The sequence below is a fragment of the Arthrobacter sp. B2I5 genome, from assembly GCF_030816735.1.
GTDB lineage: Bacteria > Actinomycetota > Actinomycetes > Actinomycetales > Micrococcaceae > Arthrobacter.
Genome location: NZ_JAUSYF010000001.1, coordinates 4,391,066 through 4,415,599 on the forward strand (window position 1 = coordinate 4,391,066; position 24,534 = coordinate 4,415,599).

19 protein-coding genes are annotated in these 24,534 nt (G+C 62.3%); 8 read left to right on the top strand and 11 right to left on the bottom strand.

Features of this window, described 5'->3' with window-relative positions; genetic code table 11:
- Window positions 1-27: 27 nt before the first annotated feature.
- The 6 genes from gyrB to dnaA form a co-directional block, all read right to left on the bottom strand.
- Window positions 28-2,115, bottom strand: a complete 2,088-nt coding sequence (gene gyrB, locus QFZ60_RS20465; RefSeq protein ID WP_142118646.1) for a DNA topoisomerase (ATP-hydrolyzing) subunit B — start codon at window positions 2,113-2,115, stop codon at window positions 28-30.
- 380 nt (window positions 2,116-2,495) lie between these two features.
- A complete protein-coding gene (locus QFZ60_RS20470) occupies window positions 2,496-3,050 on the bottom strand; it encodes a DUF721 domain-containing protein (protein ID WP_142029577.1) in 555 nt (184 codons plus the stop codon).
- Entirely contained in the window at window positions 3,040-4,245 is a 1,206-nt protein-coding gene (recF, locus tag QFZ60_RS20475) for a DNA replication/repair protein RecF (protein WP_307092865.1), read from the bottom strand. Before recF ends, QFZ60_RS20470 begins: the two co-directional genes overlap by 11 nt.
- A 45-nt stretch (window positions 4,246-4,290) precedes the next feature.
- A complete protein-coding gene (gene gnd, locus QFZ60_RS20480; RefSeq protein WP_307092867.1) occupies window positions 4,291-5,175 on the bottom strand; it encodes a phosphogluconate dehydrogenase (NAD(+)-dependent, decarboxylating) in 885 nt (294 codons plus the stop codon).
- Window positions 5,176-5,278: 103 nt separating this feature from the next.
- Complete coding sequence (dnaN, locus tag QFZ60_RS20485; protein WP_142118641.1) at window positions 5,279-6,403, bottom strand: DNA polymerase III subunit beta; 1,125 nt, start codon at window positions 6,401-6,403, stop codon at window positions 5,279-5,281.
- A gap of 538 nt (window positions 6,404-6,941) precedes the next feature.
- Window positions 6,942-8,363: a chromosomal replication initiator protein DnaA gene (gene dnaA / locus QFZ60_RS20490; RefSeq protein ID WP_018769876.1), complete on the bottom strand. Its 1,422-nt coding sequence runs from the start codon at window positions 8,361-8,363 to the stop codon at window positions 6,942-6,944.
- A gap of 468 nt (window positions 8,364-8,831) precedes the next feature.
- On the opposite strand from dnaA, the gene rpmH reads away from it, so the two are divergent.
- The 8 genes from rpmH (at window position 8,832) to QFZ60_RS20530 (ending at window position 14,560) form a co-directional block, all read left to right on the top strand.
- Entirely contained in the window at window positions 8,832-8,969 is a 138-nt protein-coding gene (rpmH, locus tag QFZ60_RS20495) for a 50S ribosomal protein L34 (RefSeq protein ID WP_003800212.1), read from the top strand.
- Between the two features lie 40 nt (window positions 8,970-9,009).
- Window positions 9,010-9,420: a ribonuclease P protein component gene (gene rnpA, locus QFZ60_RS20500; RefSeq protein ID WP_307092868.1), complete on the top strand. Its 411-nt coding sequence runs from the start codon at window positions 9,010-9,012 to the stop codon at window positions 9,418-9,420.
- Window positions 9,413-9,805, top strand: a complete 393-nt coding sequence (yidD, locus tag QFZ60_RS20505) for a membrane protein insertion efficiency factor YidD (RefSeq protein WP_307092869.1) — start codon at window positions 9,413-9,415, stop codon at window positions 9,803-9,805. Before rnpA ends, yidD begins: the two co-directional genes overlap by 8 nt.
- A gap of 15 nt (window positions 9,806-9,820) precedes the next feature.
- A complete protein-coding gene (yidC, locus tag QFZ60_RS20510; RefSeq protein ID WP_142118635.1) occupies window positions 9,821-10,789 on the top strand; it encodes a membrane protein insertase YidC in 969 nt (322 codons plus the stop codon).
- Window positions 10,789-11,352 (top strand): R3H domain-containing nucleic acid-binding protein, encoded by a 564-nt coding sequence (locus QFZ60_RS20515; RefSeq protein WP_307092873.1) that lies wholly within the window; start codon window positions 10,789-10,791, stop codon window positions 11,350-11,352. Before yidC ends, QFZ60_RS20515 begins: the two co-directional genes overlap by 1 nt.
- 20 nt (window positions 11,353-11,372) lie before the next feature.
- A complete protein-coding gene (gene rsmG / locus QFZ60_RS20520) occupies window positions 11,373-12,023 on the top strand; it encodes a 16S rRNA (guanine(527)-N(7))-methyltransferase RsmG (RefSeq protein ID WP_142118631.1) in 651 nt (216 codons plus the stop codon).
- 89 nt (window positions 12,024-12,112) lie between these two features.
- Entirely contained in the window at window positions 12,113-13,195 is a 1,083-nt protein-coding gene (locus tag QFZ60_RS20525) for a ParA family protein (RefSeq protein ID WP_307092874.1), read from the top strand.
- 66 nt (window positions 13,196-13,261) lie between these two features.
- Complete coding sequence (locus QFZ60_RS20530) at window positions 13,262-14,560, top strand: ParB/RepB/Spo0J family partition protein (protein ID WP_307092876.1); 1,299 nt, start codon at window positions 13,262-13,264, stop codon at window positions 14,558-14,560.
- A 3,804-nt stretch (window positions 14,561-18,364) separates the two neighbouring features.
- Here the strand turns inward: QFZ60_RS20530 and trxA are convergent.
- From trxA to QFZ60_RS20555, 5 genes are all read right to left on the bottom strand, one after another.
- Entirely contained in the window at window positions 18,365-18,691 is a 327-nt protein-coding gene (trxA, locus tag QFZ60_RS20535; protein ID WP_056335985.1) for a thioredoxin, read from the bottom strand.
- Between the two features lie 37 nt (window positions 18,692-18,728).
- Window positions 18,729-19,685, bottom strand: a complete 957-nt coding sequence (gene trxB / locus QFZ60_RS20540) for a thioredoxin-disulfide reductase (protein ID WP_307092878.1) — start codon at window positions 19,683-19,685, stop codon at window positions 18,729-18,731.
- Window positions 19,686-19,940: 255 nt separating this feature from the next.
- Window positions 19,941-21,584 (bottom strand): ABC transporter substrate-binding protein, encoded by a 1,644-nt coding sequence (locus QFZ60_RS20545; RefSeq protein ID WP_307092879.1) that lies wholly within the window; start codon window positions 21,582-21,584, stop codon window positions 19,941-19,943.
- A gap of 163 nt (window positions 21,585-21,747) precedes the next feature.
- A complete protein-coding gene (gene murJ, locus QFZ60_RS20550) occupies window positions 21,748-23,892 on the bottom strand; it encodes a murein biosynthesis integral membrane protein MurJ (RefSeq protein WP_307092880.1) in 2,145 nt (714 codons plus the stop codon).
- A 60-nt stretch (window positions 23,893-23,952) separates the two neighbouring features.
- Window positions 23,953-24,453, bottom strand: a complete 501-nt coding sequence (locus tag QFZ60_RS20555) for an NUDIX hydrolase (RefSeq protein WP_307093413.1) — start codon at window positions 24,451-24,453, stop codon at window positions 23,953-23,955.
- Between the last annotated feature and the right edge of the window lie 81 nt (window positions 24,454-24,534).

A 24,534-nucleotide genomic window follows, 5' to 3' on the forward strand; every position in this document is an offset into this window, starting at 1 on the left:
TGGTTCCGAATACTTTGGAGCGGGTCCTTAGATGTCCAGGAACCTGACGTCCTTGGCGTTCTGCTGGATGAAGTTGCGGCGTGATTCCACGTCTTCACCCATGAGGACGGAGAAGATCTGGTCGGCGGCAAGGGCATCGTCCATGGTCACCTGCAGCAGCGTGCGGTGATCAGGATCCATAGTGGTATCCCACAGTTCGGTGTAGTCCATCTCGCCCAGGCCCTTGTAGCGCTGGATGCCGTTGTCCTTGGGGATGCGGCGCCCGGCAGCCTGTCCCGCCACCAGCTTGGCGTCGCGTTCACGGTCGCTGTAGACGTAGTCATGGGGGGCGTTGGACCATTTGATCCGGTACAGCGGGGGCTGTGCCAAGTACACGTAGCCGTGCTCGATCAGGGGCCGCATGTAACGGAACAGCAGGGTCATCAGCAGGGTGGTGATGTGCTGGCCATCCACGTCGGCGTCCGCCATGAGGACAATCTTGTGATAGCGCAGCTTGGCGAGGTCAAAGTCCTCGCCAATGCCGGTGCCGAAGGCCGTGATCATCGACTGGACTTCAGCGTTGCCCAGGGCTTTGTCCAGGCGGGCACGCTCCACGTTCAGGATCTTGCCGCGCAGTGGCAGGATGGCCTGGGTTTCGGGGTTGCGGCCGCGCTTGGCGGAACCACCGGCGGAGTCGCCCTCCACAATGTAGACCTCGCACTTTTCCGGGTCCTTGGAGGAGCAGTCGGAAAGCTTGCCCGGCATGCCGAAGGATTCCAGCGGGCTCTTGCGCCGGGCGTTGTCCCGGGCCTTCCGTGCCGCCATCCGGGCCTGGGCGGCGGAAATGGCTTTGCGGATAACATCGCGGGCCGGGCCTGGATTGCGCTCCAGCCAGTCGCCAAGTCCGTCGGTGACCACCCGCTGGACGAAGCCCTTGACCTCGGAGTTGCCCAACTTGGTCTTGGTCTGGCCTTCAAACTGGGGCTCTGCAAGCTTAACGGAGATGACAGCCGTGAGGCCCTCGCGGATGTCATCACCGGTGAGGTTGTCGTCCTTCTCCTTGATGATGCCCTTTTCCCGGGCATACCGGTTGATGAGGGACGTCAGGGCAGCCCGGAAACCTTCTTCGTGGGTGCCGCCCTCATGGGTGTTGATGGTGTTGGCGTAAGTGTGCACGCTCTCGGAGTACGCGCTGGTCCACTGCATGGCCATTTCCAGGGCGATGCGGCGTTCGGTGTCCTCGGTTTCGAAGGCGATGACGTCCTCGTGGACAACCTCAACCTTCTTGCCCGAGTTCAGGTGCTTGACGTAATCCAGCAGGCCTTCGTTGTACTGGTACACCACAGTGCGGTGCTCAGCCTTGACCTCACCCTCGGTAACAAGCTCGTCGAGGTCGAGATCGGCGTCTGCCTCGTCGGTGGCCGCGTCGCGCTCATCCGTCAGCGTGATCCGCAGGCCCTTGTTCAGGAAGGCCATCTGCTGGAAACGGGCGCGCAGTGTCTCGAAATCGAATTCCGTGCTCTCAAAGATCGCCGGATCGGGGTAAAAGGTCTGCGTGGTGCCGGTGGCGTCCGTCTCTTCACCCTTGACCAGGCTGCCCTGGGGCTTGCCGCCGTCGGCAAACGACATCCGCCAAACGTGCCCCTGGCGCCGCACTTCGGTGTCCACCCGGCTGGAGAGGGCGTTGACAACGGAGATGCCCACACCGTGCAGGCCACCGGAGACTGCGTATCCGCCGCCGCCGAACTTACCGCCGGCGTGCAGGATGGTCATAACCACCTCGACGGTGGGCTTGTGCTCGGTAGGGTGCATGTCCACCGGAATGCCGCGGCCGTCATCCACGACCTTCACTCCGCCGTCAGCCTGCAGGACTACCTCGATGTGGCTGCAGTAGCCGGCCAGTGCCTCATCCACCGAGTTGTCCACCACTTCATAGACCAGGTGGTGAAGGCCGCGGGGGCCCGTGGAACCGATGTACATGCCGGGACGCTTGCGGACAGCTTCCAGGCCTTCCAGCACAGTGATGTCGCTGGCGCCGTATTCCCTCTGGGTGCTTGGCGCGGCCGGGGTGTCAGGGGTGCGGCCATCCTCGACTGCGGTATCTGCTGCCAGAATATCTGTATTGTCGTTAGCCACAGGCGCTGCGACTCCTCTGTTCTCGATGATGGCCGGCCGGTTTCTCTTCCCCAGGGAAAAGCCACCCGCCAACAGGCACAAACGTATGGCGCCGGTGACTTGCTGACGGTTGGAGATCCACGCTCCGCACGCGGAAAGCGCGCGGAGAACGGACTGATGTCAACGTTTCATCCGCGCCCAGTTATCTGCCCCAATTCTACCGCGAACACGCCCATATCCCCGCATTCCAGGGCCTTCGCCGGTGGCGGAATATGGCTCTGCAAGGCACTTGGCCCCGCCTAGGGCGGCCCAGCGGTACCCCCTTCGGGTGCCTATACACGCTTCGGTCCTTACAGGGCCCTACACGCCCTCGGGCGCAGTTTCAAGAGCTGCCGTCCCGGCTATCCGTAGGTGTCCCGCGGCCCACGGCCATTGACGCTGCGTCCACCCTTGCGCCAGCTGGGCGCTGAGGGGCCAAGCACCTGGATGCTGGTCACCACGCCGTCGCCCAGTTCCCGCCGGAACTTCTCGAGGAGGCTGCTGCTCAAAAGCCGAAGTTGGGTGGCCCAGGCCGTGGAATCACACCGGACGTGGAGCGTGGTGTCGGTAAAGCTTTCGGGCGTGCAGTGGGCTGAGATTTCCGGTCCCACCAGCGTGGCCCACTCCGCCATGACGGAACCGACGGCCACCGGTGACGTCCAGCCGCGCTCGGCTACCAGCCGGCCAACAACCTTTCCCAGGCCCAGGGGATCGCGGCCCGTGGCGTGGAACTGGCTGAAACCGCGGGTGTCACGGATGCTGCCCTTGGCCTTTTGGGAACCCGGCCGTGCCACCTTGCGGCGCACTTCGCCGCGAGCAGCGGCGGCTTCGCGCATCCTGTTCAGCGCGGCCTGGGGGGCATCAATGTTGTCAGGCTCGCGGCCGGGCTGGGGCCCGCCGCCCTGGTCACTGCTCATCGATACCTCCCGTGATGACCTTCACCCGCCGCCCGGACAGCTCTTCCGGAATGTCGGCGTCGACGGCGGCGGTCACCAGGACCTGTTCCGCGCCGGAGACTATTGCCGCAAGTTTACGCCGCCGCTGGACATCCAGTTCAGCAAAAACGTCGTCCAGGATGAGGATGGGAGCCGAACCGCCGGTCCGGGCGTCGTCCAGCATCACATAGTACGAGGCCAGGCGGAGGGACAGGCACATGGACCATGTTTCCCCGTGCGAGGCATACCCCTTGGCCGGCGCCTGGCCCAGCATCAGCTCCAGTTCGTCACGGTGCGGGCCGACGAGCGATATGCCCCGTTCCAGTTCCTTTTTCCGTGACTCCGCAAAGGCCTGGACATACTGTTCCGTGAGTTGATCCACCGACAGAAGGCGCAGGTCATCCGGGCCGCCCGAAGTAGTTCCCGCTGGGGCACCCTGAATGCCTCCGGCCGGGACGCCGTCGTCGTCCATCTGGTTCTGGAGTGTTGACCGGTAGGTGGCGTCAGCGGGCTTGGTTGCGTCCGTGAGCTCGGCGTAGGCCCGGGCAAGGTGCGGACGGAGGCGTTCCACCAGCTCAAGCCGGGCGTGCAACAGCTCCGCTCCGGCCCGCGCCATGTGCTGGTCCCAGACGTCAAGGGTCGATTCATGCGCGGCGGTGAACTTTCCGGCCCGAGCCGACTTCAGGAGGGCATTGCGCTGTTTCAGGACACGGTCGTAGTCACTGCGGGTGGCGGCATGGTGCGGGATAAGGCTTGCCAGCAGCTCGTCCAGGAACCGGCGGCGGTTGGCCGGATCGCCCTTGACCAAGGCCAGGTCCTCCGGCGCAAAAAGAACGGTCTGGCAGATGCCGAGCAGGTCCCGGGCCCGCACCGGGTTGCTGCGGTTGATGCGGCCACGGTTGGCCCGGCCGGCGTTGATTTCCAGCTCCAGCACAGTGACCTGTGTGCCGCGGACCAGCCGGGCACGCACCAGGGCGCGCTCGGTGCCGAACCTTAGCAGCGGCGCATCTGAGCTCACCCTGTGCGAGCTGAGCGTGGCCAGGTAGCCAATCGCTTCCATCAGGTTGGTCTTGCCGATGCCGTTGTATCCCACCAGGACGGTAACGCCAGGGCCCAGCGCGAGGTCAACCTGGGCGTAACTGCGGAAGTCGGTCAGAGAAAGGTGTTCCAGATACACTCGGTTTTCGGCAATTCTGGGAACGCTGTTGGTTCCCGGTGGGTGCTACTTGGCGGGACGGGTTGCGTGGCCGCCAAACTGGTGGCGCAGCGCGGAAACCATCTTCATGGCAGGAGAGGTGTCTTCCCGGGAGGCGAACCGGGCGAACAGCGCGGCGGTAATTGCCGGAGCGGGGACGGCGTTGGCAATGGCCTCCTCCACCGTCCAGCGGCCCTCGCCCGAATCCTCCACGTAATCGTCGATCGAGGACAATCCCGGATCCTCGTCAAGAGCCTTGACCATGAGGTCCAGCAGCCACGAGCGGACCACGGTTCCCTTCTGCCAGGCCCGGAACGTCCCGGGAAGGTCGGTGACGATGTCCTTGGCAGCCAGCAGTTCGTAACCCTCGGCATAGGCCTGCATCAGGCCGTACTCGATGCCGTTGTGGACCATCTTGGCGTAGTGGCCTGCGCCGATGCCGCCTACGTGCACAAAGCTGTCCGCGCGTTCACCTTCGGGGCGCAGCGCATCAAAGACCGGCAGGGCGCGTTCGATGTCGGCGGCATCGCCGCCGGCCATCAGGCCATAGCCGTTCTGGAGACCCCATACGCCGCCCGAAACACCGCAGTCCGCAAAACGTATCCCCTTGGCGGCAAGCACTTCGCCGTGCTTCTGGTCTTCCGTGAACCGGGAGTTTCCGCCGTCGATGACCAGGTCGCCCGGCTCCAGTTTTTCGCTGAGTTCGGTAATAACCGCGTCCGTGATGGCCCCTGACGGGACCATGACCCAGATAATCCTTGGTGCCGGGACAGCGGCTATCAGGTCATCGACGCTGGCGGCGTCAGTGACGTCGGGGTTCCGGTCGTAGCCGGTCACCTCCACGCCACCCTTGCGCAGACGTTCGCGCATGTTGAATCCCATTTTGCCGAGGCCGATCAGTCCAATGTGCATGGTGGATCTCTTTCTGCGCTAGGGAACGTGAACGATTCGTGGGCAGCCCAACTGGGTAGCAGCAGATGTCATTATGGCCGTCCAAAACGACATCTGCTGCTACTTAGTTGGGAAGGCGGACCGGCATCACCAGGTAGCGGTAGTCATCCTGGTCCTCACCGTCAGCATCCGCCTGCGCCGTGATCATGGCAGGCTTGGGTGCCGTGGTGAAGGAGAAACGGACGAACTTGGTCTCGATGACGCTGAGGCCCTCGATCAGGTAATGCGGGTTGAACGCGACCGTGATGTCCTCACCGGAAAGCTGTGCTTCAAGCTCTTCGGACGCCTGCGCGTCTTCGCCGGTGCCGGCATCCAGGTTCAGGAGGCCCGCGGTGAAGGCGAGCCGGACCGGGGTGTTGCGTTCGGCAACGAGCGAGACACGGCGGACGGCTTCCACCAGTTCCTGCGTCTGGACGGTGGCGTGGATGGGGGTGGACTCCGGGAACAACGAACGGATCTTCGGGTAGTCGCCGTCCACCAGCAGCGACGTGGTGGTGCGGCCACCGCTTTCGAACCCGATCAGCCGGCTGTCGTCGTCGGACAGGGCCAGGTTGATGTCACCGCTGTTGCCCAGTGTCTTGGCAACCTCGTTGAGGGTTTTTGCCTTGACCAGGGCACTGGTGGAGATGCCGGGGGTCACCGGCTTCCAGGGTACTTCCCGCATGGCGAGCCGGTAGCGGTCAGTGGCCAGAAGCGTGATCAGGTCGTCTTCGATCTCCATCCGCACACCCGTGAGGATGGGAAGGGTGTCGTCCTTGCTGGCCGCGATGATGACCTGAGAAACGGCCTGCGCAAAAGCATCGCCCGGAACAGTTCCGCTGATGGCCGGCAGGGCAGGGAGCGGGGGGTATTCGGCTTCCGGCATCGTCGCCAGGTGGAAGCTGCTTCGGCGGCAGGTGAGCGTGACTTTGTTGCCGTCCGTTTCGACGTCGACAGGTGCTGACGGCAGGCTGCGGCAGATATCGGCGAGCAGCCGGCCCGAAACCAGGATGGTTCCTTCGTCCCTGATGTCGGCCGTGATTTCAAGCCTTGCGGAGGTCTCATAGTCAAAGCTGGACAGGCTGACTGTGCCTGCTTCGGCCTTCAAAAGCAGGCCGGAGAGGACAGGCACTGGCGGCCGCGGAGACAACGAACGGGCTGTCCAGGTGACGGCTTCTGCCAGGACGTCCCGATCGACTCTGAACTTCACGGAAGGGTGCCGCCTTTCATTGCTGCTGCCATGTAAACCAGGGAATTTCGAGGGGAAACTCCGGAAGAAGTTGGGCGCACCCTGGCTGGTGCATGGTCCGTTCGGACCGAAACCACACAAAAACCCAGGGATGGGAGCGCTGCTGACAGCTTAGCCGGAAGATCCGGGATTAACCCATCCCCCATGATCCGGTCCGGCCCGCTTTGGGGCCGGAAGGCCCCCTCGTCGGACACCCGCATCGATCTTGTTGTTTGAGGGAATTCAATTTTTTGGGATTCGTAGTGTTAATAACTGCTGTGGAAACTGTGGATAACCTGGTCCTGCCCCGCCGTTCCGCGGTTAAGCCCTGTTCACGGAGTGTGCGTTAACTGGGTTTTAAACAGGGTGTGGATGGGGACAACGCCAAGGCCTGTTTTTAACGATCCACAGACGCCTTAAGGGTTTTAAGCCCATTAACCGCGCTTGTCCCCTTAACTATCCACAGGCTTATCCACATGCCCCTGTTAATAAGGTATAGAGCAGCGGGCTCGATGTGGATTCAGGAGTCGCGTTGTTGCTGCTTGATCCGGTTGGTCAGCTCTGTCACCTGGTTGTAGATCACACGGCGCTCGGCCATCAGTTCGCGGATCTTGCGGTCAGCGTGGATCACCGTGGTGTGGTCGCGGCCGCCAAGTTCCTGTCCGATCTTGGGAAGCGACATGTCAGTCAGTTCCCGGCAGAGGTACATGGCGATCTGCCGTGCCGTAACCAGCGTCCGGGTCCGGGACTTGCTGCACAGTTCTTCCATGCTGAGCTTGAAGTAGTCGGCCGTCTGCTGGAGGATCTGGGCGGACGTGATCTCCTGCGCGCCGTCGTCGGTGATCAGGTCCTTCAGGACCATTTCCGCAAGGGCTACATCCACGGGTTGGCGGTTCAGGCTTGCGAAGGCCGTCACCCGGATCAATGCGCCTTCAAGCTCCCGGATGTTGCTGGAAATCTTGGAAGCGATGTACTCCAGGGCATCATCCGGCGCCGACAGGCCCTCGCTCAGTGCCTTCTTGCGGAGGATGGCGATACGGGTTTCGAGTTCCGGCGGCTGGATGTCCGTCAGCAGGCCCCACTCGAACCGGGACTTCATGCGGTCCTCGAACCCTGCCAGCAGCTTGGGCGGCTGGTCCGAGGTGATGACCACCTGTTTGTTGTTGTTGTGCAGCGAGTTGAACGTGTGGAAGAACTCCTCCAGCGTCCGGTCCTTGCCGGCCAGGAACTGAATGTCATCAATGAGCAGCACGTCCACATTCCGGTACGTGGTCTTGAAGCTGGCGCCCTCGTCGTCCCGGATGGAGTTGATGAAGTCGTTGGTGAATTCTTCGGAGTTGACGTAGCGGACACGGATTCCGCTGTAGAGCCGCCGGGCGTAGTGGCCGATCGCGTGCAGGAGGTGGGTCTTGCCCAGTCCCGAGTCACCGTAGATGAACAGCGGGTTGTAGGCCTTGGCCGGCGCTTCGGCTACCGCGACCGCGGCGGCGTGCGCAAAGCGGTTCGAGGAACCGATCACGAAGGTATCGAAGACGTACTTGGGGTTCAGCCGGCCGAATTCGTGCGAAGTGCTGGGCAGCATTGGCTGCGGCTTCTGCTCGATCAGCTGGTCGGGTGCGTAAGCCGGTTCGACGACGGGCTCGGGCTCTTCGTGGATGGGCACCAGATCGGTATCGACGTCGATGGCGCAGCGGATGTCCTCGGAGAAGACGTTGTGCAGGGCATCGTCAAGGGCGTCCTTGACCTGGGTCTGCAGCACTTCCCTGGTGAGTTCGTTGGGGACGGCAACCAGGAGGGTGGAACCAATGAGACCCTGTGCCTGGGCGAGGATGACAAAGCCCCTCTGGCGTGGTGATACGCGGTGGTCCTGTTCCAGCAGGCTGACAACCCGGCGCCAGGAACTTCCGACAGTATTGGCGTGGTTGGCTTCGTCTACTGTCATCAATCGGTTCCCTCAAAACTTGCTTTGCCTGCATTGCCTGCAGCCCAAGTCCGGAACCAGGGTGCTGGCCCCATTTAATCCACAGGGTTATGCACAGTGCGTGGATAATCGGCTACTGGGACACTCTAGGGGATGAAAAGCCTAGAAGATAGCTGGGGATCCGGCTGTGGATAATTACACTGGTGTGGTTCTTCAAACGCCCCTATGAGCCACTTCATCCACAGGCTGTTGGGGATACTTAGGCACAGCTGGGGACAGCTGGGGAGGACCCTTCCGGTTTGACTCGGAGCCGCAAATTGCCCTAACGTTGTGAAGTCCTTTGTGTCCGCTTTTCGGCCCCATCTGAACTCCCCAGGCGCAGTGCGTCAGGGCAGCCGGGGGAAGCGTGCATATACAAAACTTAGCGTCGGCCAGTTCTTCCCCATACTGATCGGGTGGGCGCACCTTTGATCCACTGGAGTAACTAACGTGAGCAAGCGGACTTTTCAGCCGAATAACCGCCGTCGAGCCAAGAAGCACGGCTTCCGCCTTCGTATGCGTACCCGTGCCGGCCGTGCCATCCTGGCAGCCCGTCGTGGCAAGGGCCGCACCGAACTGTCGGCCTAAATAACTGGCTTGTCGGTAGACATCCCTTTGCGAGTTTAAGGTGCTGGCCGCCCGCAACCGCTTGAGGACCTCAACCGATTTTTTAACAACTGTACGTTCCGGTGTCCGCAATGGGCGCCGGAACGTAGTGTTATATGCGGCAGCCATTGCTGCCGACGAACCTAGCCGGATCGGGTTCATTGTTTCCAAGAGTGTAGGGAACGCTGTGGTCAGGAACCTCGTTAAGAGGAGACTGAGAGAAGCAGCTGCTGCCTCGTTGCGCGAGCACCGTACGGGACTGGCTATCGTGGTTCGGGCGCTTCCGGCGTCCGCGTCGGCCAGTTGGGACCAGCTGCTGTCGGACTACAACGCTGCACTGGAATCTACGCTGAACCGGCTGGCTGGCCGCCCTCCACGGGCTGCCGCGACAAGTTCGGCCGGTACAACACAGGAGGGGACAACGCGTGCCTAACGCCACCGCCGTCGTCGCCCTTTTCCGCAGCCTGGCCGCCGCCGTCGGCAGCTTCCTCTGGAACCTGCCCCGGAACATTCTCATCGTTCTGCTGATGGCCTACCGCAAGGTGGTTTCTCCCTTGTACGGGCAGGTCTGTCGGTTCTTCCCTTCATGCTCGGCCTATGCCCTTGAAGCGGTCACCGTCCATGGCGCCGGCAAGGGGAGCTGGCTCGCGGCCCGGCGCCTTGGCCACTGCCATCCATGGAACGCCGGCGGAGTGGACCACGTCCCCGCCGGCCGCAGGGAATGGCCAGCAGGCCAGACCCCCACAATTGTTGTGCTGAACAATCCGGACCGGTACCTGGTTGCTCTGACTGATGAAGAAGGCCGCAGTGCGGCCTGACGAATAGGGATAAGTATGGACTTCTTTGGAACAATCATGGCCCCGTTCAAGTGGCTGGTTTCCATCATCATGATCGGATTCCACGATGGCCTGAGCGCCATCGGGATGCCTGCTGCGAACGGCTGGACCTGGACTTTGTCCATCATCGGACTGGTGCTGGTGATCCGTGCAGCCCTGATTCCGGTATTCGTGAAGCAGATCAAGGCGCAGCGCGGCATGCAGCTCCTGCAGCCCGACCTGAAGAAGCTCCAGGACAAGTACAAGGGCAAGACCGACCAGCTGTCCCGACAGGCCATGGCCCAGGAACAGATGGCCATGTACAAGAAGCACGGGACCAACCCGTTCTCGGCCTGCCTTCCCATGCTGATCCAGATGCCGTTCTTCTTCGCCCTGTTCCAGGTGTTGTCAGGCATCACTGCAGCGCGCCAGACTGGTGCAGGCATCGGTGCCATGAGCCACGAGCAGGTGGTGCAGTTCGATGAATCCAGCATTTTCGGCGCCCCACTCTCAGCATCCCTGTTGCATGGCGGCGGCGGCAACCAGGTTGCTGTGTGGATCCTTTCGATCGTGATGATCCTGGCTATGACCGCCTCGCAGTTCATCACGCAGAAGCAGATCATGGCCAAGAACATGTCTGAAGAGGCCATGGCCAGCCCGTTCATGCGCCAGCAGAAAATGATGCTGTATATCCTGCCGCTTGTCTTTGGCGTGGGCGGCATCAACTTCCCCATCGGTGTCCTCATCTACTGGACCACCACCAACCTCTGGACCATGGGCCAGCAGTTCTTCGTGATCCGCCGCATGCCGACGCCGGGATCCCCCGCAGCCAAGGCCCTCGCCGAGCGCCGTGCCGCCAAGGGCCTGCCGGCCTTGTCCGTCCTCACCGGCAAGCGGGATGATGCAGTCGACGCCGCCGGCTCCTCCGCAGTTGAGATCAAGGGACAGCGCGTCCAGCCCCAGCGCAAGAACAGGAAGAAGAAGTAATGTCAGCCGAAAGCACCGAGCACGCCTTCTCTGAAGAGATCGAAGATCAGGACGAGTCCGTGAACCAGGATGCTTCGTCCCCCAAGGGCTCTGCCGCCAGCCGCCTCGAGGAAGAGGGGGACGTGGCCGCAGACTACCTGGAGGAACTGCTGGACATCGCCGACATCGATGGCGACATCGACATTGAGGTCCGCAACGGCCGGACGTACATCTCCATTGTTGCCGAAGAGGAATCCGAAGGGCTTGAAGGCCTGGTTGGCGAAGACGGTGAGGTCCTCGAGGCCCTCCAGGAGCTCACCCGGCTGGCTGTCCTGTCCGCCACGGAGAACCGTTCCCGGCTTGTCCTGGACATTAATGGCTATCGGCAGGAACGCACCGGCCATTTGCAGAAGATCGCCGAAGATGCGGCAGCGTCTGTCAAGGAAACCGGCAAGTCTGTGGCGCTGGAACCGATGAGCGCTTACGAACGCAAGATCGTGCACGACGCCGTGGCCGACCTCGGCCTCGTGAGTGAGTCCGAGGGCGAAGGCGCCGGACGCCACATTGTTGTTTCCGCAGACTAGAGAATGCTGACCCGATAACCATGGTTGACATCACGGCAGCAGAGCTTCGCGCTGCTGAGAAGATCTTCGGCGACCGCCTGGAACTGGCCAAGCGCTACGTGGAGCACCTGGCCACGTCCGGGACGGAGCGCGGCCTGATTGGGCCGCGCGAGGTTCCACGCCTGTGGAGCCGCCACGTGCTCAATTGTGCTGTCATCGAAAGCGAGATTGCCCAGGGAAGCCACGTTGCCGACGTCGGAAGCGGCGCCGGACTGCCGGGGCTTTGCCTTGCCATCGCCCGTCCCGACCTTGAGCTCACGCTCATTGAACCGTTGGAGCGCCGCGTGATCTGGCTCCAGGAAGTGGTCGATGACCTCGGCCTGGACAATGTCACGGTGATGCGCACGCGGGCTGAGCTGGCGGTAGGGCAGGTGGAGGCCGACGTGGTGACGGCCCGGGCCGTATCCGCGTTGACCAACCTTGCCGGCCTGACCATCCCGCTTCTTGGGGGCCACGGTGAAGTGGTGGCTATCAAGGGCCGGAGTGCGGGCGAGGAGATCGAAAAGGCGGCCAAGACCATCCGCAAACTGGGTGGTGTCGAGACCTCCGTGCTGACCGTCGGCGACCATCTCCTGGAGGAGCCCACCACGGTGGTCCGCATCGTGGTGAACAAGTCCCAAAAGAAGTCCTAATGCGGGCCTGCTGACGGCTGTCAGCAGGCCGGAGCGGTTAGGCTAGACAACGGCAGCAAAATTGGCTGAACGAGAGTGAGTGTGCCCCAGTGACCAGTAGTGAAGCCTCCGCACAACGGATCCCACCGTTTGTGTCTTTGGGGTCGGCACGTTCTGTCGCTGGGTCGGGGTTGGCGGGCACCGCTATGGCTCCCGCTCGGGGTGGAAATCACCCTAAGGCGGTTGGTTCAGCGCCTTCGAGCGGTGCAGTTTCACGTGAAACAACCTCGGGTGGACGTTCGAACGTTATTGATGCCATTGATGACTCAAGTCCCATCGCGCGCGAGCTTGCCCACGAAACGAAACGCCGTGAACGACTGATGGGCCGCCAACTGCCCCGGCCCGAAAAGACCCGGATCTTCACTGTTTCAAATCAAAAGGGTGGCGTCGGCAAGACCACCACTACCGTGAACATTGCCGCGGCTTTGGCGGCGGCTGGACTGAACGTCCTGGTTATCGATATCGACCCGCAGGGCAACGCTTCCACCGCGTTGGGCATCGAACACCATGCCGATGTGGACAGCATCTACGATGTTTTGATCAATGACGTACCGCTGGCCGATGTTGTTGCCCCCTGCCCGGACATCGGCAAGCTCATCTGCGCCCCGGCCACCATCCACCTTGCAGGTGCCGAGATCGAACTGGTGTCGCTCGTGGCCCGGGAACAGCGGTTGCGCCGCGCCATTGATGTCTACGCGAAGACCCGCGAGAAGAACGGTGAAGAGCGCCTGGACTACGTGTTCATTGACTGCCCGCCCAGCCTGGGTCTGCTGACAGTCAATGCTTTCTGCGCAGCCAGTGAAGTACTGATCCCCATCCAGTGCGAGTACTACGCCTTGGAAGGCCTGAGCCAGCTCCTCAAGAACATCGAGATGATCCAGAAGCACCTCAATGCGGACCTCGTTGTTTCCACCATCCTTCTGACGATGTATGACGGCCGCACCAACCTTGCGGCACAAGTCGCAGCGGAGGTACGGCAACACTTCCCCGATCAGGTTCTCTCGGCTGTGGTGCCGCGGTCGGTGCGCATTTCAGAGGCCCCCAGCTACCAGCAAACGGTCATGACCTACGATCCGTCCTCGAGTGGTGCACTGTCCTACCTGGAAGCCGCTGCCGAAATAGCCGAACGCTAAAATCTTCAATACCGCAACGCACGGAGCCTGGCGGGTCCGGGGCTCTACCACTGGAGGGATTTACCCATGAGCGAGAAGCGACGGGGCCTAGGCCGCGGTCTTGGCGCGCTGATTCCGAGTTCCGCCGCAACCAATGGGGCCGGCAACGGTGGCGCGGTTTCCCGACCTGTGGATCTGTTCTTTCCGGAGGGCCGGAAGAAGACCGAGCCTTTGGAACAACCTGCAGCTGACAACGCCACGGTAGGTGACAAGGACGCCGCTACCCTTGGGGCGCGGCCGTCTGCTGCCAAGGCAACTTCTGCCAAGACGGATCCTGACAAGAGTAGTAACGCTAGGAAGTCCGCTCGTGCAGCTGATGAGACTCCGACGAAGAAGACTCCTGCCAGGAAGGCTTCTGCGGGCTCGAATGAGAAGCCTGAACCCTCCCCTGTCGTGGAAGCAGCGGCTGCCCCCGAGGTGACGGAGGGTACTGCCGTGGACAGCATAGAGCCGGCCAGGACCGCCACTGTGGACACACGGGCGGACTCCGGTGTTGAGCTGGTGGAAGTTCCCGGTGCGCGGTTCGCGGAGATCCCGGTGTCCGACATCCATCCGAACCGCAAACAGCCCCGGAATGTCTTTGATGAAGACGACATGGCTGAGCTCGTCCACTCTGTGCGTGAGATCGGTGTCCTCCAGCCAATTGTTGTTCGGACATCAACCGAAAACGATAGTGAGCCGTACGAGCTTGTCATGGGTGAACGCCGGTGGCGCGCCGTGCAGGCAGCGGGGCTGGACACCATCCCTGCCATTATCCGCGACACGACGGATGACGATCTCCTCCGGGATGCACTGCTCGAGAACCTCCACCGCAGCCAGCTGAATCCCCTCGAAGAGGCTGCTGCTTACCAGCAGCTCCTGGAGGACTTCGGGACCACCCACGAGCAGTTGGCGGACCGCATCGGGCGTTCCCGTCCCCAGGTGTCGAACACGCTTCGACTGTTGAAGCTCCCCCCGCTGGTGCAGCGGCGTGTTGCTGCCGGTGTGCTGTCCGCAGGCCACGCCCGGGCTCTGTTGTCCCTTCCCGATGCTGCCGCCATGGAGCGTCTTGCGCAGAAGATCGTTGCCGAAGGAATGTCTGTCCGCGCCACGGAGGAGGCAGTGACTCTTTATCAGGATCCTGCCAAGCCAGCGAAGAGCAACATTCCGCGGCCCGGTGCACGGCATGAGCGTCTGGACTATCTCGCATCGTCGCTCTCCGACCGCCTTGATACCAACGTCAAGATTTCCCTTGGTGTCAGGAAGGGCAAAGTCAGCATTGAGTTTGCCAGCGTTGAGGATTTGAACCGAATCATGGATGTACTTGCCCCTGGTTCGACGAACTGATTCAGCTGCGAGAAGGCCCGATTCGCCGCGAATCGGGCCTTTTTTGTCCTAACAATCCTCTACTTTCAGTCCCCGCGCTGTTCTTCCGGGCAAGAAGGCTGCTTGTGCGGCCTCCTGCGGCACTCCTGCTGCCAGCAGGCGCCCTTCGACACTTGTTGCCGCGTGCCAATGCATCGCGGACTGGGAATCGGTGTTTCACGTGAAACCAGCCAGGCCATCAGTGTGCGGGGCCAATTGGCCTCAATATGCAAATGGTAGCGAGAATGGATTGGCTTTCCACGTGACCGGGTGTACTGGCCGGCGAGAACAGTATGTTGTCTATGTGGCCAGTGTGCTTTGTGGATTCGTCAGCTTCGGCCTGTCCGGCAGCTGCTGCTTGTGAGCCTGCATGTCGCATCCGTGGCGTCTAGATGCTCCTACGATCTGTCTACTAACCGTAGCCGCAAGTAGCGGCTCATGAGGTTGTCGCCCGAGAACGCACGTGCAGGAAGGCTCTGTGGAGTGTCTATGCGGATAGCGTCCGTGCATCGGGTCGGCCCCGGGGATGGCTTCTTCTATTGGCATCGAGCAGCCCTCCATAGGGTAAGGACGAATGAGTTTCGGTCCACACCATCCCACCTGATTAGCAGACGACACAGCTCTCTATGATCCAGCCATCTCGGGGCTACAAGTAGTCCCCTGGCTTTTCTGCCTCGATTGTTGAACGGCAGGATTCGATGCTGATATTGTTCTGACTCTGGCTCTGGCCCCAACAAACGCTTCCGCACATTGTCGAAATCAAGGGTGCCGTCTTTTGGCTGGCGATGATCGTCGACCTGTGCGCGCACTAGCGAACTGAAGGATCCATCAATGTTTCACGTGAAACTGCGGCCGGGAGGCGAGCTTGTACTTGATCTATCCCTGAATGCGGAAAGTGACAGGCTCAAAACTGGGACTACCAGTTCCGCTGTGTCCTGAGCCCTCGACAGGGTTTCTCACCGTGCCATCGACCCAGCGGTGGACATCGACATCGTCGAAATTACGGTTAGCGTTTCACGTGAAACGGCATCCAACGGCTTGCTGGTTTCGAAGATCGTGCAGTCGCTGACCACCCAGGTAGTCCATCAAGGAGTCCGGTCGTGCTGTTGGTCCTTATGAACTTCCCGCGCAGCGACGATTGCCAGGCATTCGGGCGCCGGGATGGCCCGCCCTATTGTTGCCCATTCCGGCTGCCAGCCCACTGTGCAGCCTCGCCGCGCATGGAGGTCAGCGGAGTTCGATTCTATGCAGTGAGCGGGCTATCCATGCAGACGGAGAGCCAGTCGGCTTGCGTTGCCGTTCGATGAGCGCGGCTGGGCTGCTCGACGCCTTGACCCCAGAGCCTCGCTTGGTGTCGGCTGGTGCTCCTAGGTTCGATGCGGTCGTCCCGCTGGTACGCCTCGGGGGCTTAGCAAATGCGTCACGCTGATCGGCGGTCGAGCACCAAGGGCGGTATCTGTGTCTAATCTCATCAGTGGATATCCCTGTGGATATCTCTGTGGACAATGGCGCGCGTAGTCGGCCCGATCCCCCTCCCAGCGCCCCTGCACCTGCGCTGCCTCGAGCACTTCCGCCTCGCTCGCGCAGGGACCTATGTGCCAGCCCTTGTCGACCGTTTCACGTGAAACAGCTACACCCGTCGCACCAACTGTCTAAGCCTTGGAAAGTGCCCGCTCAAGGTTGTCTTGCGGACGCGCGCCCCGGGAAATGGGCGCCCTGATTGGGCTATTCGCTCAACCCGCTTGGTTCCACGGGGTCCAACGGCGGATGCGCCGCGACCCCTGAACGCGCCGTAGGCGCTGGGGCCAACTGCAGGACGCCTCAGACGCTGTGGAAAACGATGTGGATAACGTTGATCGCGTCTGTGGATAACGATGTGGACAAAGCCGCTGTGTCTTGGACGGCCCATGTTCTAGGGACTGGTCAGCAGGCTCACAGCAGAGACGTGTTTCCGCCCTGTCCCATGCGGCGACGCTCTTGTCGTTACCTGGAGGAGTGTGAACCTAGCTTGAACGGACAGGAACTGGGCGCCCCTACAGACCAAGCAATCCCGATAGGGACTTCACCATCCTTTCAGATGCGTGGCGCGGCCCGCGGTTTGCTCTCCCCCGTGGGCTCTGAGGCGTAAACACCTGACCAGGCAGGGGCCCGCATCATCGTTCTCAGTCCGTCGCACATCTCTTACTCGCTTCTCCCAGTTGGTCCTTAGGAGCCGAAGACTGAAGCCCTTCCGTCATTGTGAGGCCGAGGCATGCGTTTGGCAGCCGCACATCCAGTTCCGCAGAGGTCAATCTTTCCTTCCCTAGAGTAAGCAGCTAGGAACTGTCGTCACCGAGACCCCGGTGGAATGCTGCTAGAGGGTGGGGCACAAAATGGCCGGCGCTTGCATAGCTCGTGTCGCGAGTCTTTGTGACCCACGTTGACACCACAGATGTTTCACGTGAAACAGGTCCATAATCGCGTGTCGCCGCGCGCATGTGCCGACGGGCGCAGATGGTCCGAGCCAAGCTTGTCCTCCCTATGGATGCTGGTCTCCATTGGGGCTCCCGCTGGTTTAGCCTCCCCCCCTCCCAGCCTCGTCTGCGATAAAGCCTGCGCGCCAAGGCCCCTTGGGAGTTGGTACCGGTCGGAAATCACTCCTGGGTCAGCATCCAGTTCAATCATGAGAACCGATGGCCAGTATGTTCACGTCGCCAGCAGTGGACATGCTACGTCCAGCCATCCACGCGCCGGTGCTGTGATCGGCCAGCTAGGTCCAGCCATCCACGCGCTGGTGCTGTGATCGGCCAGCTAGGTCCAGCCGCCCACGCGCTGATGTTTTGATCGACCAGCCAAGTTCGGCCGTCCACACGCTGGCGTCTGGTCGACCAGTTGCGTACACCCGTCCCCATGCTGACGTGGTGAACGTGCGGTGGCGATGAAGCCTTGATAGAGGGCCATCAGTACAAATTGGCTTGCCTACTAGGTGTACCCCTGCCCTTCGGTACATTTGGCGCCAATGCTTGCCTTGCAACTCGAAGGGATCGTTATGTGAAGGACACAGTGTCTACCAGGGCCCTTGGCGGAGGAGCGCACGAGCTGCACTGGTGCGACTCATCCTCATCCGTAAGGTTTCCGGCCGGGTGGAGTACAGCGTACCCCGCTCGGTGTCGAAATCGTCCCTATCGTTCCACTCCTTGCGTGCAAATGGCGACACTCGTAGATCCCACGAAGCGGCGTGATCGAACGTCGATCTCGATTGAGTGAACGCTCCCAACCGCGGGGCTTTTGATTGGCCGCACTGAGCAGCGCGAGCTAACTGGATATGTTCCACACTGGCCACGTGAACGGGATCCGCGCTGCATGCCGATGTTTCACGTGAAACCACGGTCAGAAATGAAGGTGTTCCCCGAGTAGGACGAGAGGCCTATTTTCACTGCCGGCGGGGCGAAGTATCTGTCGGTGCGCAAGTTGCAAGGGTGCATTGGGGATCCAGCCCAGGAATTGGAGGTACCCTTGTCCTTTGCTCGGTTCTGAGTGCCGCGCGTGAGCTGCCGCCGCCAGCACCGTTCAATTGATGCATCGGGAACAGTGCGGGCGCTGAGATTAGGTGGCCAACTGTCTGCGTATCGTTTCCGACCTGGGAAGCCGAATGGCCGAAAGGATAGGGAGGTAGTTCCACGCAGAGTTTCACGTGAAACATGGAGCAAGACCAGCAGTCGAGATGCACCCACGAAAATGGCCACCGCTGTTAGGCGGTGGCCATTCTCCTACGGGTAACTCCCTAAGTTTGAGTGAAACAGGCAGTTATGAAAGAACGTCAGAGAATTCCTTCTCAAAGAACTGCTTCGGCTTGGCGCCGATGACAGTGCTCTTCACTTCGCCGCCCTGGAACAGGTACACGGCAGGGATGGACGTGATTCCATATTCGGCGGCAATGGCAGGGTTGTCATCAACATTGACCTTGACGACGTCAACCTTTTCGCTGTACTCGACTGAGATTTCGTCCAGGATGGGGCCGAGCTTGCGGCAGGGGCCGCACCACTCAGCCCAGAAATCCACGATTACCGGCTTCTCTGCGGACAGGACGTCGGTGCCGAAACTTGCGTCAGTTACATCTTTAGCGTTGCTCATAACCTTATCTTTCTCTTCGGATATCAATGGGCGCAGATTATGCCGGCAGGTCTGCGAGGTAGTGTTCGACGTCGATTGCCGCCACGCAGCCGGAACCGGAGGCGGTGATGGCCTGGCGGTACGTGGGGTCCACAACATCGCCGGCAGCGAATACGCCGGGGACACTGGTCCTGGAGCTGCGACCGTCCACGGCGATGGTTCCCTCGGGGGTCAACTCGAGGACATCTTTGACGAGGTCGGTACGAGGATCATTGCCGATAGCGACGAAGACACCGGTGACTTCAAGCTCCGACAAGGAACCGTCCAACAGGTTCTTCAACCGAAGACCACTCACTTTGGCGGTTCCCAGCACGTCATCCACGGTGCTGTTCCATACGAACTTGATCTTCTCGTGGGCGAGTGCACGGTCCGCCATAATCTTGGAGGCCTTCAGTGAATCACGGCGATGAGCAACCGTTATCGATTTCGCGAACTTGGTGAGGAACAAGGCCTCCTCCATTGCCGAATCACCGCCGCCGATGACAGCGATGTCCTGGTCCTTGAAAAAGAAACCATCGCAGGTTGCGCACCAGCTGACGCCGTGTCCTGACAGGCGCTTCTCGTTGGGGAGACCCAGCTCCCTGTAGGCAGAACCGGTGGAGAGAATGACCGCTTTAGCCTTGAAGGTCTCCCCCGTGGCGATGGTCACCGTCTTGACGGGACCCTCGAGCTCCAAAGCCGTGACGTCCTCAAACTGGATCTCGGTCCCGAAGCGCGCTGCCTGCTTCTCGAAGTTCTCCATGAGGTCCGGCCCCATGATCCCGTCGGGAAAGCCCGGATAGTTTTCCACGTCAGTGGTGTTCATCAACTCGCCGCCGGCCGTCACAGATCCTGCCAGCAGCAGAGGCTTGAGGTTCGCCCTGGCTGTATAGACGGCTGCCGTATAACCTGCCGGGCCTGAGCCCACAATGATGACGTCGCGAACGTCGGACGCCGTCTTCTCTTCGATGGTCACTGGAGCGTGAACCTCTTCCTTGTTCGACTCGCCTCCCGGTGGAGGCCGGCCACATGGCACAACTGTGCGCGCGTGCTGAATATTCCATCGCCCGGGCAAGGTAAACCATCCGGGAAGAAGGGAGACCAGCCGTCGCAGGGCGCTTTTTCCAGACTACATTCCCTCCGCGACTGCCCGGGCGGCAGCAGTAATAGCGGCAGTAATATGCAGGGCGGTAACGACGCGTACTCCGGCCCCTTGCTCGTGGGACGTGTGCTACTGGACCTTGATTTCAGCCAACCGGAGACCGTAGCCATACCGGGTCTTGGGAGCTGCCAGCTTGGGGAGTGAATTGATGGAGACAATCACGTACTGTGCCTGGACCGGTTCCGGGAGCGGCATATTCAGGTCTGTGGACGTGAAGCTGTTGGTCCCCACTGCCTTGGCTCCGTCCATGGAGGGCTGGTCATTGGTATAAACGGTGATGTTGCCGCCGGACCCTCCAAGCTGCGAGAGCGTGATGGAAGAGACAGTCGCGGTGCCCTTGAGCTTCACCACAAGGGGAACGCCCTGCGGCGCCAGGCCACCCCAGTTTTCGGTCGCAAACTCCATGTCGGACCAGTAGCTGGCGGCGTTACCGTCGTAGGCCTTGATCAGATCGCGATCGAAGGTTGCGGCGAAGTCGAAGTTTCCCTGTCGGCTGACACTCTCAATGGCCGGTGGAACCGCGGGCGGGGCAGACGGTGCTGCCTGGGTTGCAGGTGCTGACGCCTGGGAGTTGGTGGTTGCCGGGGCGGCCGTCGGCTTGGCCTGCGGTGAGCTGAAGAGACTGCCGAGGTTGGTCACGGCGAAGATCAGTCCGGCGATCAGTACGACGGCCAGGAGGCCGCCAACCAACCAGCGCATGGAACGGGGCTGGTTTTCGTGCTCATCACGGTCATCGTCGTCATCAGCACGGTCAGCGAAGGCCACACCGGCGGCAGCGGGTGCCGCCGCACGCGCGAAGAGGGCTGGCTTGCCCGTCGCCGGACGCTGTTCCTGAGGGTCTTCGTGGGTGTCGTCGTAGTGTTCCTTGTCCCCTGCCTGCGCGTAGTCGTCATCAGACCACAGGGAAACCTTATGCGCGCGGTCCTGGGAGGGCTGGACCCGCGGCTGGGGTGTGCTTGCGGCAGCCGTATCATTGGGGCCCGTATCTGCATCCGCGGAACCAGTGCGCGCCTGCAGTGATGCGTCATGAGGGGCGACAGGCTGCGCGGCAGTGGCGTCCGGATCGATCCGGGAGGCTCCGCCTCCGGCTTTCGCCGCCGCACCAGCAGCGGCAGCACCAGCGGCCGCACCTGCAGCACCAGAACCGAAACCAGCACCTGCACCAGCTGCGCCGGTCCGGCCGGGCGCGGCGGGCTGCTGGGCGGCGGGACGGGCAGCAGGCCTGGGCGGTACGGCCGGAGCGGACCGGTAAGGATCAACCTGGCTGGGGTGCGTATCGGCGTAGTTGATGTATCCGGCGTCGACGTGGTCTTCCTCGTCGTACGGCTCGGGCTCGTGCGACCGAGGCTGGCCAAAGATTTCACTGCCCAGGGTGTCCGTGAAGAACGGTTCCACATAGGGCGGGTTGGGCGTTACCGCCAGGTCCAGCAGGTCTGCGGCGGACGTGTGGTTGGTGATGAGGTAGGTGGCGTCCTCGGTGACGCCAAGGTCCAGCACCTGCACGGTGCCGGGACGTTCGCCCGTGGCGACTTCGCGGGCACTCTGCGCAACCTGTTCGGTGTTCTCCGGTCCGGCCACCAGGATACTGACGGGGCGGTTGAGGACCTGGTCCACACCGTCCAGCACCAGATCGTGGTCGTGCGAGGCCAACACTGTGGCGGTGACCTTGTAGCGGCCGCCCAGTACTGATCCGACATCGATCGGGTTGGACACGTGTTCCTCCTAGACTGTCCGGGATTGCCGGCCTGATGACGCCACCGCAGTTCGGGTGCCGCGCAGGGCAAAACCGCGAATGCAACTACCCCTGTACCTGTTCGATCCTAGCCGATCCGCCCCAAACAGCCGTGGAGAAGACGTCCGCGGGACCGGATGGGACTCACTTTTTCCGCTTGCGCCGGGTCTTGAAATACGGGTTCTCGCCGGCCTTGCCCTGGTACGTGCGGCGGCCCGGAAGCGGGATCTGCTCCCTGAGCAGGCCGCCCCGGGCAGTGCCCGGCTGGTCCTCACCCGGCAGGTAGGCCTCTTCGGCACCTTGCCGCGCGCCGTCGTCGTACGTTTCCTGCCGCCGGGCACCGCGCTCCGGATCCGGGCCGGCGCGGAAGGAGACGGCGTCGAACTCGCCTGAAATCCGTGGGATAAGGCCGGTATCAACGGACGTGGTGGCGCGCTCGGGGCGGTGGCTGCGCTCCCCCTCCTCCGCACGTTCAACGGGAGCGGGCGAGGGCGTGTCCCCTGCTTCCGGAGCAGCGGCCTGGCCTCCGCGGCCAAACCTGCCCAGCAGCGGCCGGAGCATGTCGCTGAGCTCCGAGACCCGGAACAGCTTGAGCAGGAAGAAATACACCACCAGCATGACCGGACCCACCACAACAACGGTGACCAGCGCGGTGAGCCGGTTCTGCCACGCGAAACCGTCCGGGTTGTAGCTGCCCATGAGCCACAGGGCGCCGGCGCCGGCGATGGCCGAGCCAAGGGCCGCGTACCCCATCCGGATGTATGAGTTGGCGATCCGCGGGCCGTCCAGGTGCCCCAGCATGCGCCGCAGGAAGAACGCGCTGATGACCACGGAGAGGATGTTGCCCACCATGTAGAGGACGGCGATGGCATAGATGATCTGGCCCACCGGCAGGAACTGGATGGCAAAAGCGCCGGCCACGTACACCACCGCGAGCAGCAGCTGGACGTAGAACGGTGTGCGGGCGTCCTCGTTGGCGTAGAACACGCGGGACATCATGAAGTTGGCACTCATGAACGGGGTGCTGAGGGCCAGGATGGTGAGCGTCTGGGCCAGCATGACGCCGTCCTGCCGCGAGCCACCGGAGAAGAACATGCCCAGCGGGCCGGCCAGGGCAAACAGCGCCAGGGCGCCGAAGACGGTGGCCACGGCCATGGTCCGCAGGCCGTGCGAGAGGGCATCGCGCAGTTCCGCGCGGTTGCCGTCCTGGGACGCCCTGGTCATGCGGTTGAAGAGCACCGTGGCCAGGGACAGCGCGATGATCGAATGCGGCAGCAGGTACAGCTGGCTGGCCACTTCAAGGACTGCGTTGCCGGGAAGGGTCTCGGCGGAGGGGGCCCCCGCCTGCTGCAGCCGGATGCGTTCGGCGCCGGGGATGGTGGCGATGCGCATGACGTACAGGAAGGCAAGCTGCCCGACGGCGGCCGTCAGCAGCGTCCATACGCTCAGCCTGGCTGCGTGGCCCAGTCCCACGCCCCGCCACCCGAAGCGGGGGCGGAGGCCGAGCTTGAGCCGGAAGACCGGGACCAGCAGGATGGCGGTCTGGGAGAGTACGCCGATGGTGGAGAACCCGGCCACCAGGAGCGTTTGGGTGGGGCCCCAGTTGTCCAGCGTGTGGGGGTTGATTTCGTTGGTGCCGAAGATCCAGATGAACATGCCCAGGCCGGCGATGGCCACCAGGTTGTTCAGGATGGGGGCCCACATGGCGGGCCCAAAGGCGCCGTTGGCGTTCAGGACCTGGGTGAGCAGGGCATAGAGGCCGTAGAAGAAGATCTGCGGCAGGCACCAGAACGCAAAGGCCACGGCCAGCGCTTTTTGCTGAGGTGAATAGCCCTGCGTGGTCAGCTCGATCACGCCCGGCGCTGCCAGGGTGACCAGGGCCGTCAGGCCGAGCAGGAGCAGGACCGCCAGCGTCAGCAGCCGGCTGATGTAGTCCGCTCCCCTGTCCGGGGCTTTGCTGGCCTTGATGATCTGCGGGACCAGTACGGCGTTGAACACGCCGCCGGCCACCAGGAGGAAGATCAGGTTGGGCAGGTTGTTGGCGTTGATGAACGTGTCATTGACCGTTGAGCCCAGGCCCAGGGCGGTACCGAGCATCCAGGTCTTGCCGAAGCCCAGGAAACGCGAGACGAGGGTGCCGGCCGCCATGATGGCGCTGGAACGGGTCTCACTGGCGCCGCCAGCTGCAGGCTGGGCTATGTCCGGAGCCGCCGGCTCCGGGGGCACTCCGTCGGGTGCGGCGTCATCGGGCCGGCCGGACCGGTCTGAAGGAAAGTTGGTAGCTGACATCGACTTCATCGTCTCACCCACCGGCACTTAACACCGCAATGGCGACGGCGGCGTCCGGGCTTAGAGGTGCCCGGGCAGGACCTCGCGGGCGAGGTCGGCGATGCGGCGTTCGTTGGGGAAGGACAGCTTCCGCGCAAGTTCCTGGATGGGCACCCACGCCACATCCACGGCTTCCTGGTCGGGATCGTTCTCGATGGTGAGTTCGCCGCCGGTGGCACGCAGGAGGTAATGGTGCACGGTCTTGTGGACCCGGTGGCCGCTGACGGTGAACCAGTAGTCGATGCTGCCAAGCGGCGCCAGGATCATGCCCTCGATGCCGGTTTCCTCGGCGATTTCCCGGACTGCGGCCTCTTCGTTGTTTTCCTTGCCCTCCGGATGCCCCTTGGGCAGGCACCACTCCAGGCGGCCACCCCTGTTAAGGCGGGCGATGATCGCAACCCTCAATTCGGCGTCGGAGGTATCCACCACAACGCCGCCGGCCGAGACTTCCTCCACCGTGGGCAGGGACGCCGGTGCCGATTGCTGGGCAGGGGCAACGTGCGCCCCGATTGCCGACGGCAATGGTGCGTTCGTCCTCCTGCCGGGAGCGCTCGGTACTGGATGGGCCATGGAGTCCACTCTAACGACTGTTGCCCTCCGGTG

Coding starts and splice junctions, on each gene's coding strand:
- rsmG (WP_142118631.1), top strand. CDS start 11,373: ATGGTTGACATCACGGCAGCAGAGCTTCGCGCTGCTGAGAAGATCTTC.
- QFZ60_RS20530 (WP_307092876.1), top strand. CDS start 13,262: ATGAGCGAGAAGCGACGGGGCCTAGGCCGCGGTCTTGGCGCGCTGATT.
- dnaA (WP_018769876.1), bottom strand. CDS start 8,363: ATGACAGTAGACGAAGCCAACCACGCCAATACTGTCGGAAGTTCCTGG.
- trxA (WP_056335985.1), bottom strand. CDS start 18,691: ATGAGCAACGCTAAAGATGTAACTGACGCAAGTTTCGGCACCGACGTC.
- gnd (WP_307092867.1), bottom strand. CDS start 5,175: ATGCACATTGGACTGATCGGCCTCGGCAAAATGGGATTCAACATGCGC.
- yidC (WP_142118635.1), top strand. CDS start 9,821: ATGGACTTCTTTGGAACAATCATGGCCCCGTTCAAGTGGCTGGTTTCC.
- QFZ60_RS20515 (WP_307092873.1), top strand. CDS start 10,789: ATGTCAGCCGAAAGCACCGAGCACGCCTTCTCTGAAGAGATCGAAGAT.
- QFZ60_RS20470 (WP_142029577.1), bottom strand. CDS start 3,050: ATGAGCAGTGACCAGGGCGGCGGGCCCCAGCCCGGCCGCGAGCCTGAC.
- murJ (WP_307092880.1), bottom strand. CDS start 23,892: ATGTCAGCTACCAACTTTCCTTCAGACCGGTCCGGCCGGCCCGATGAC.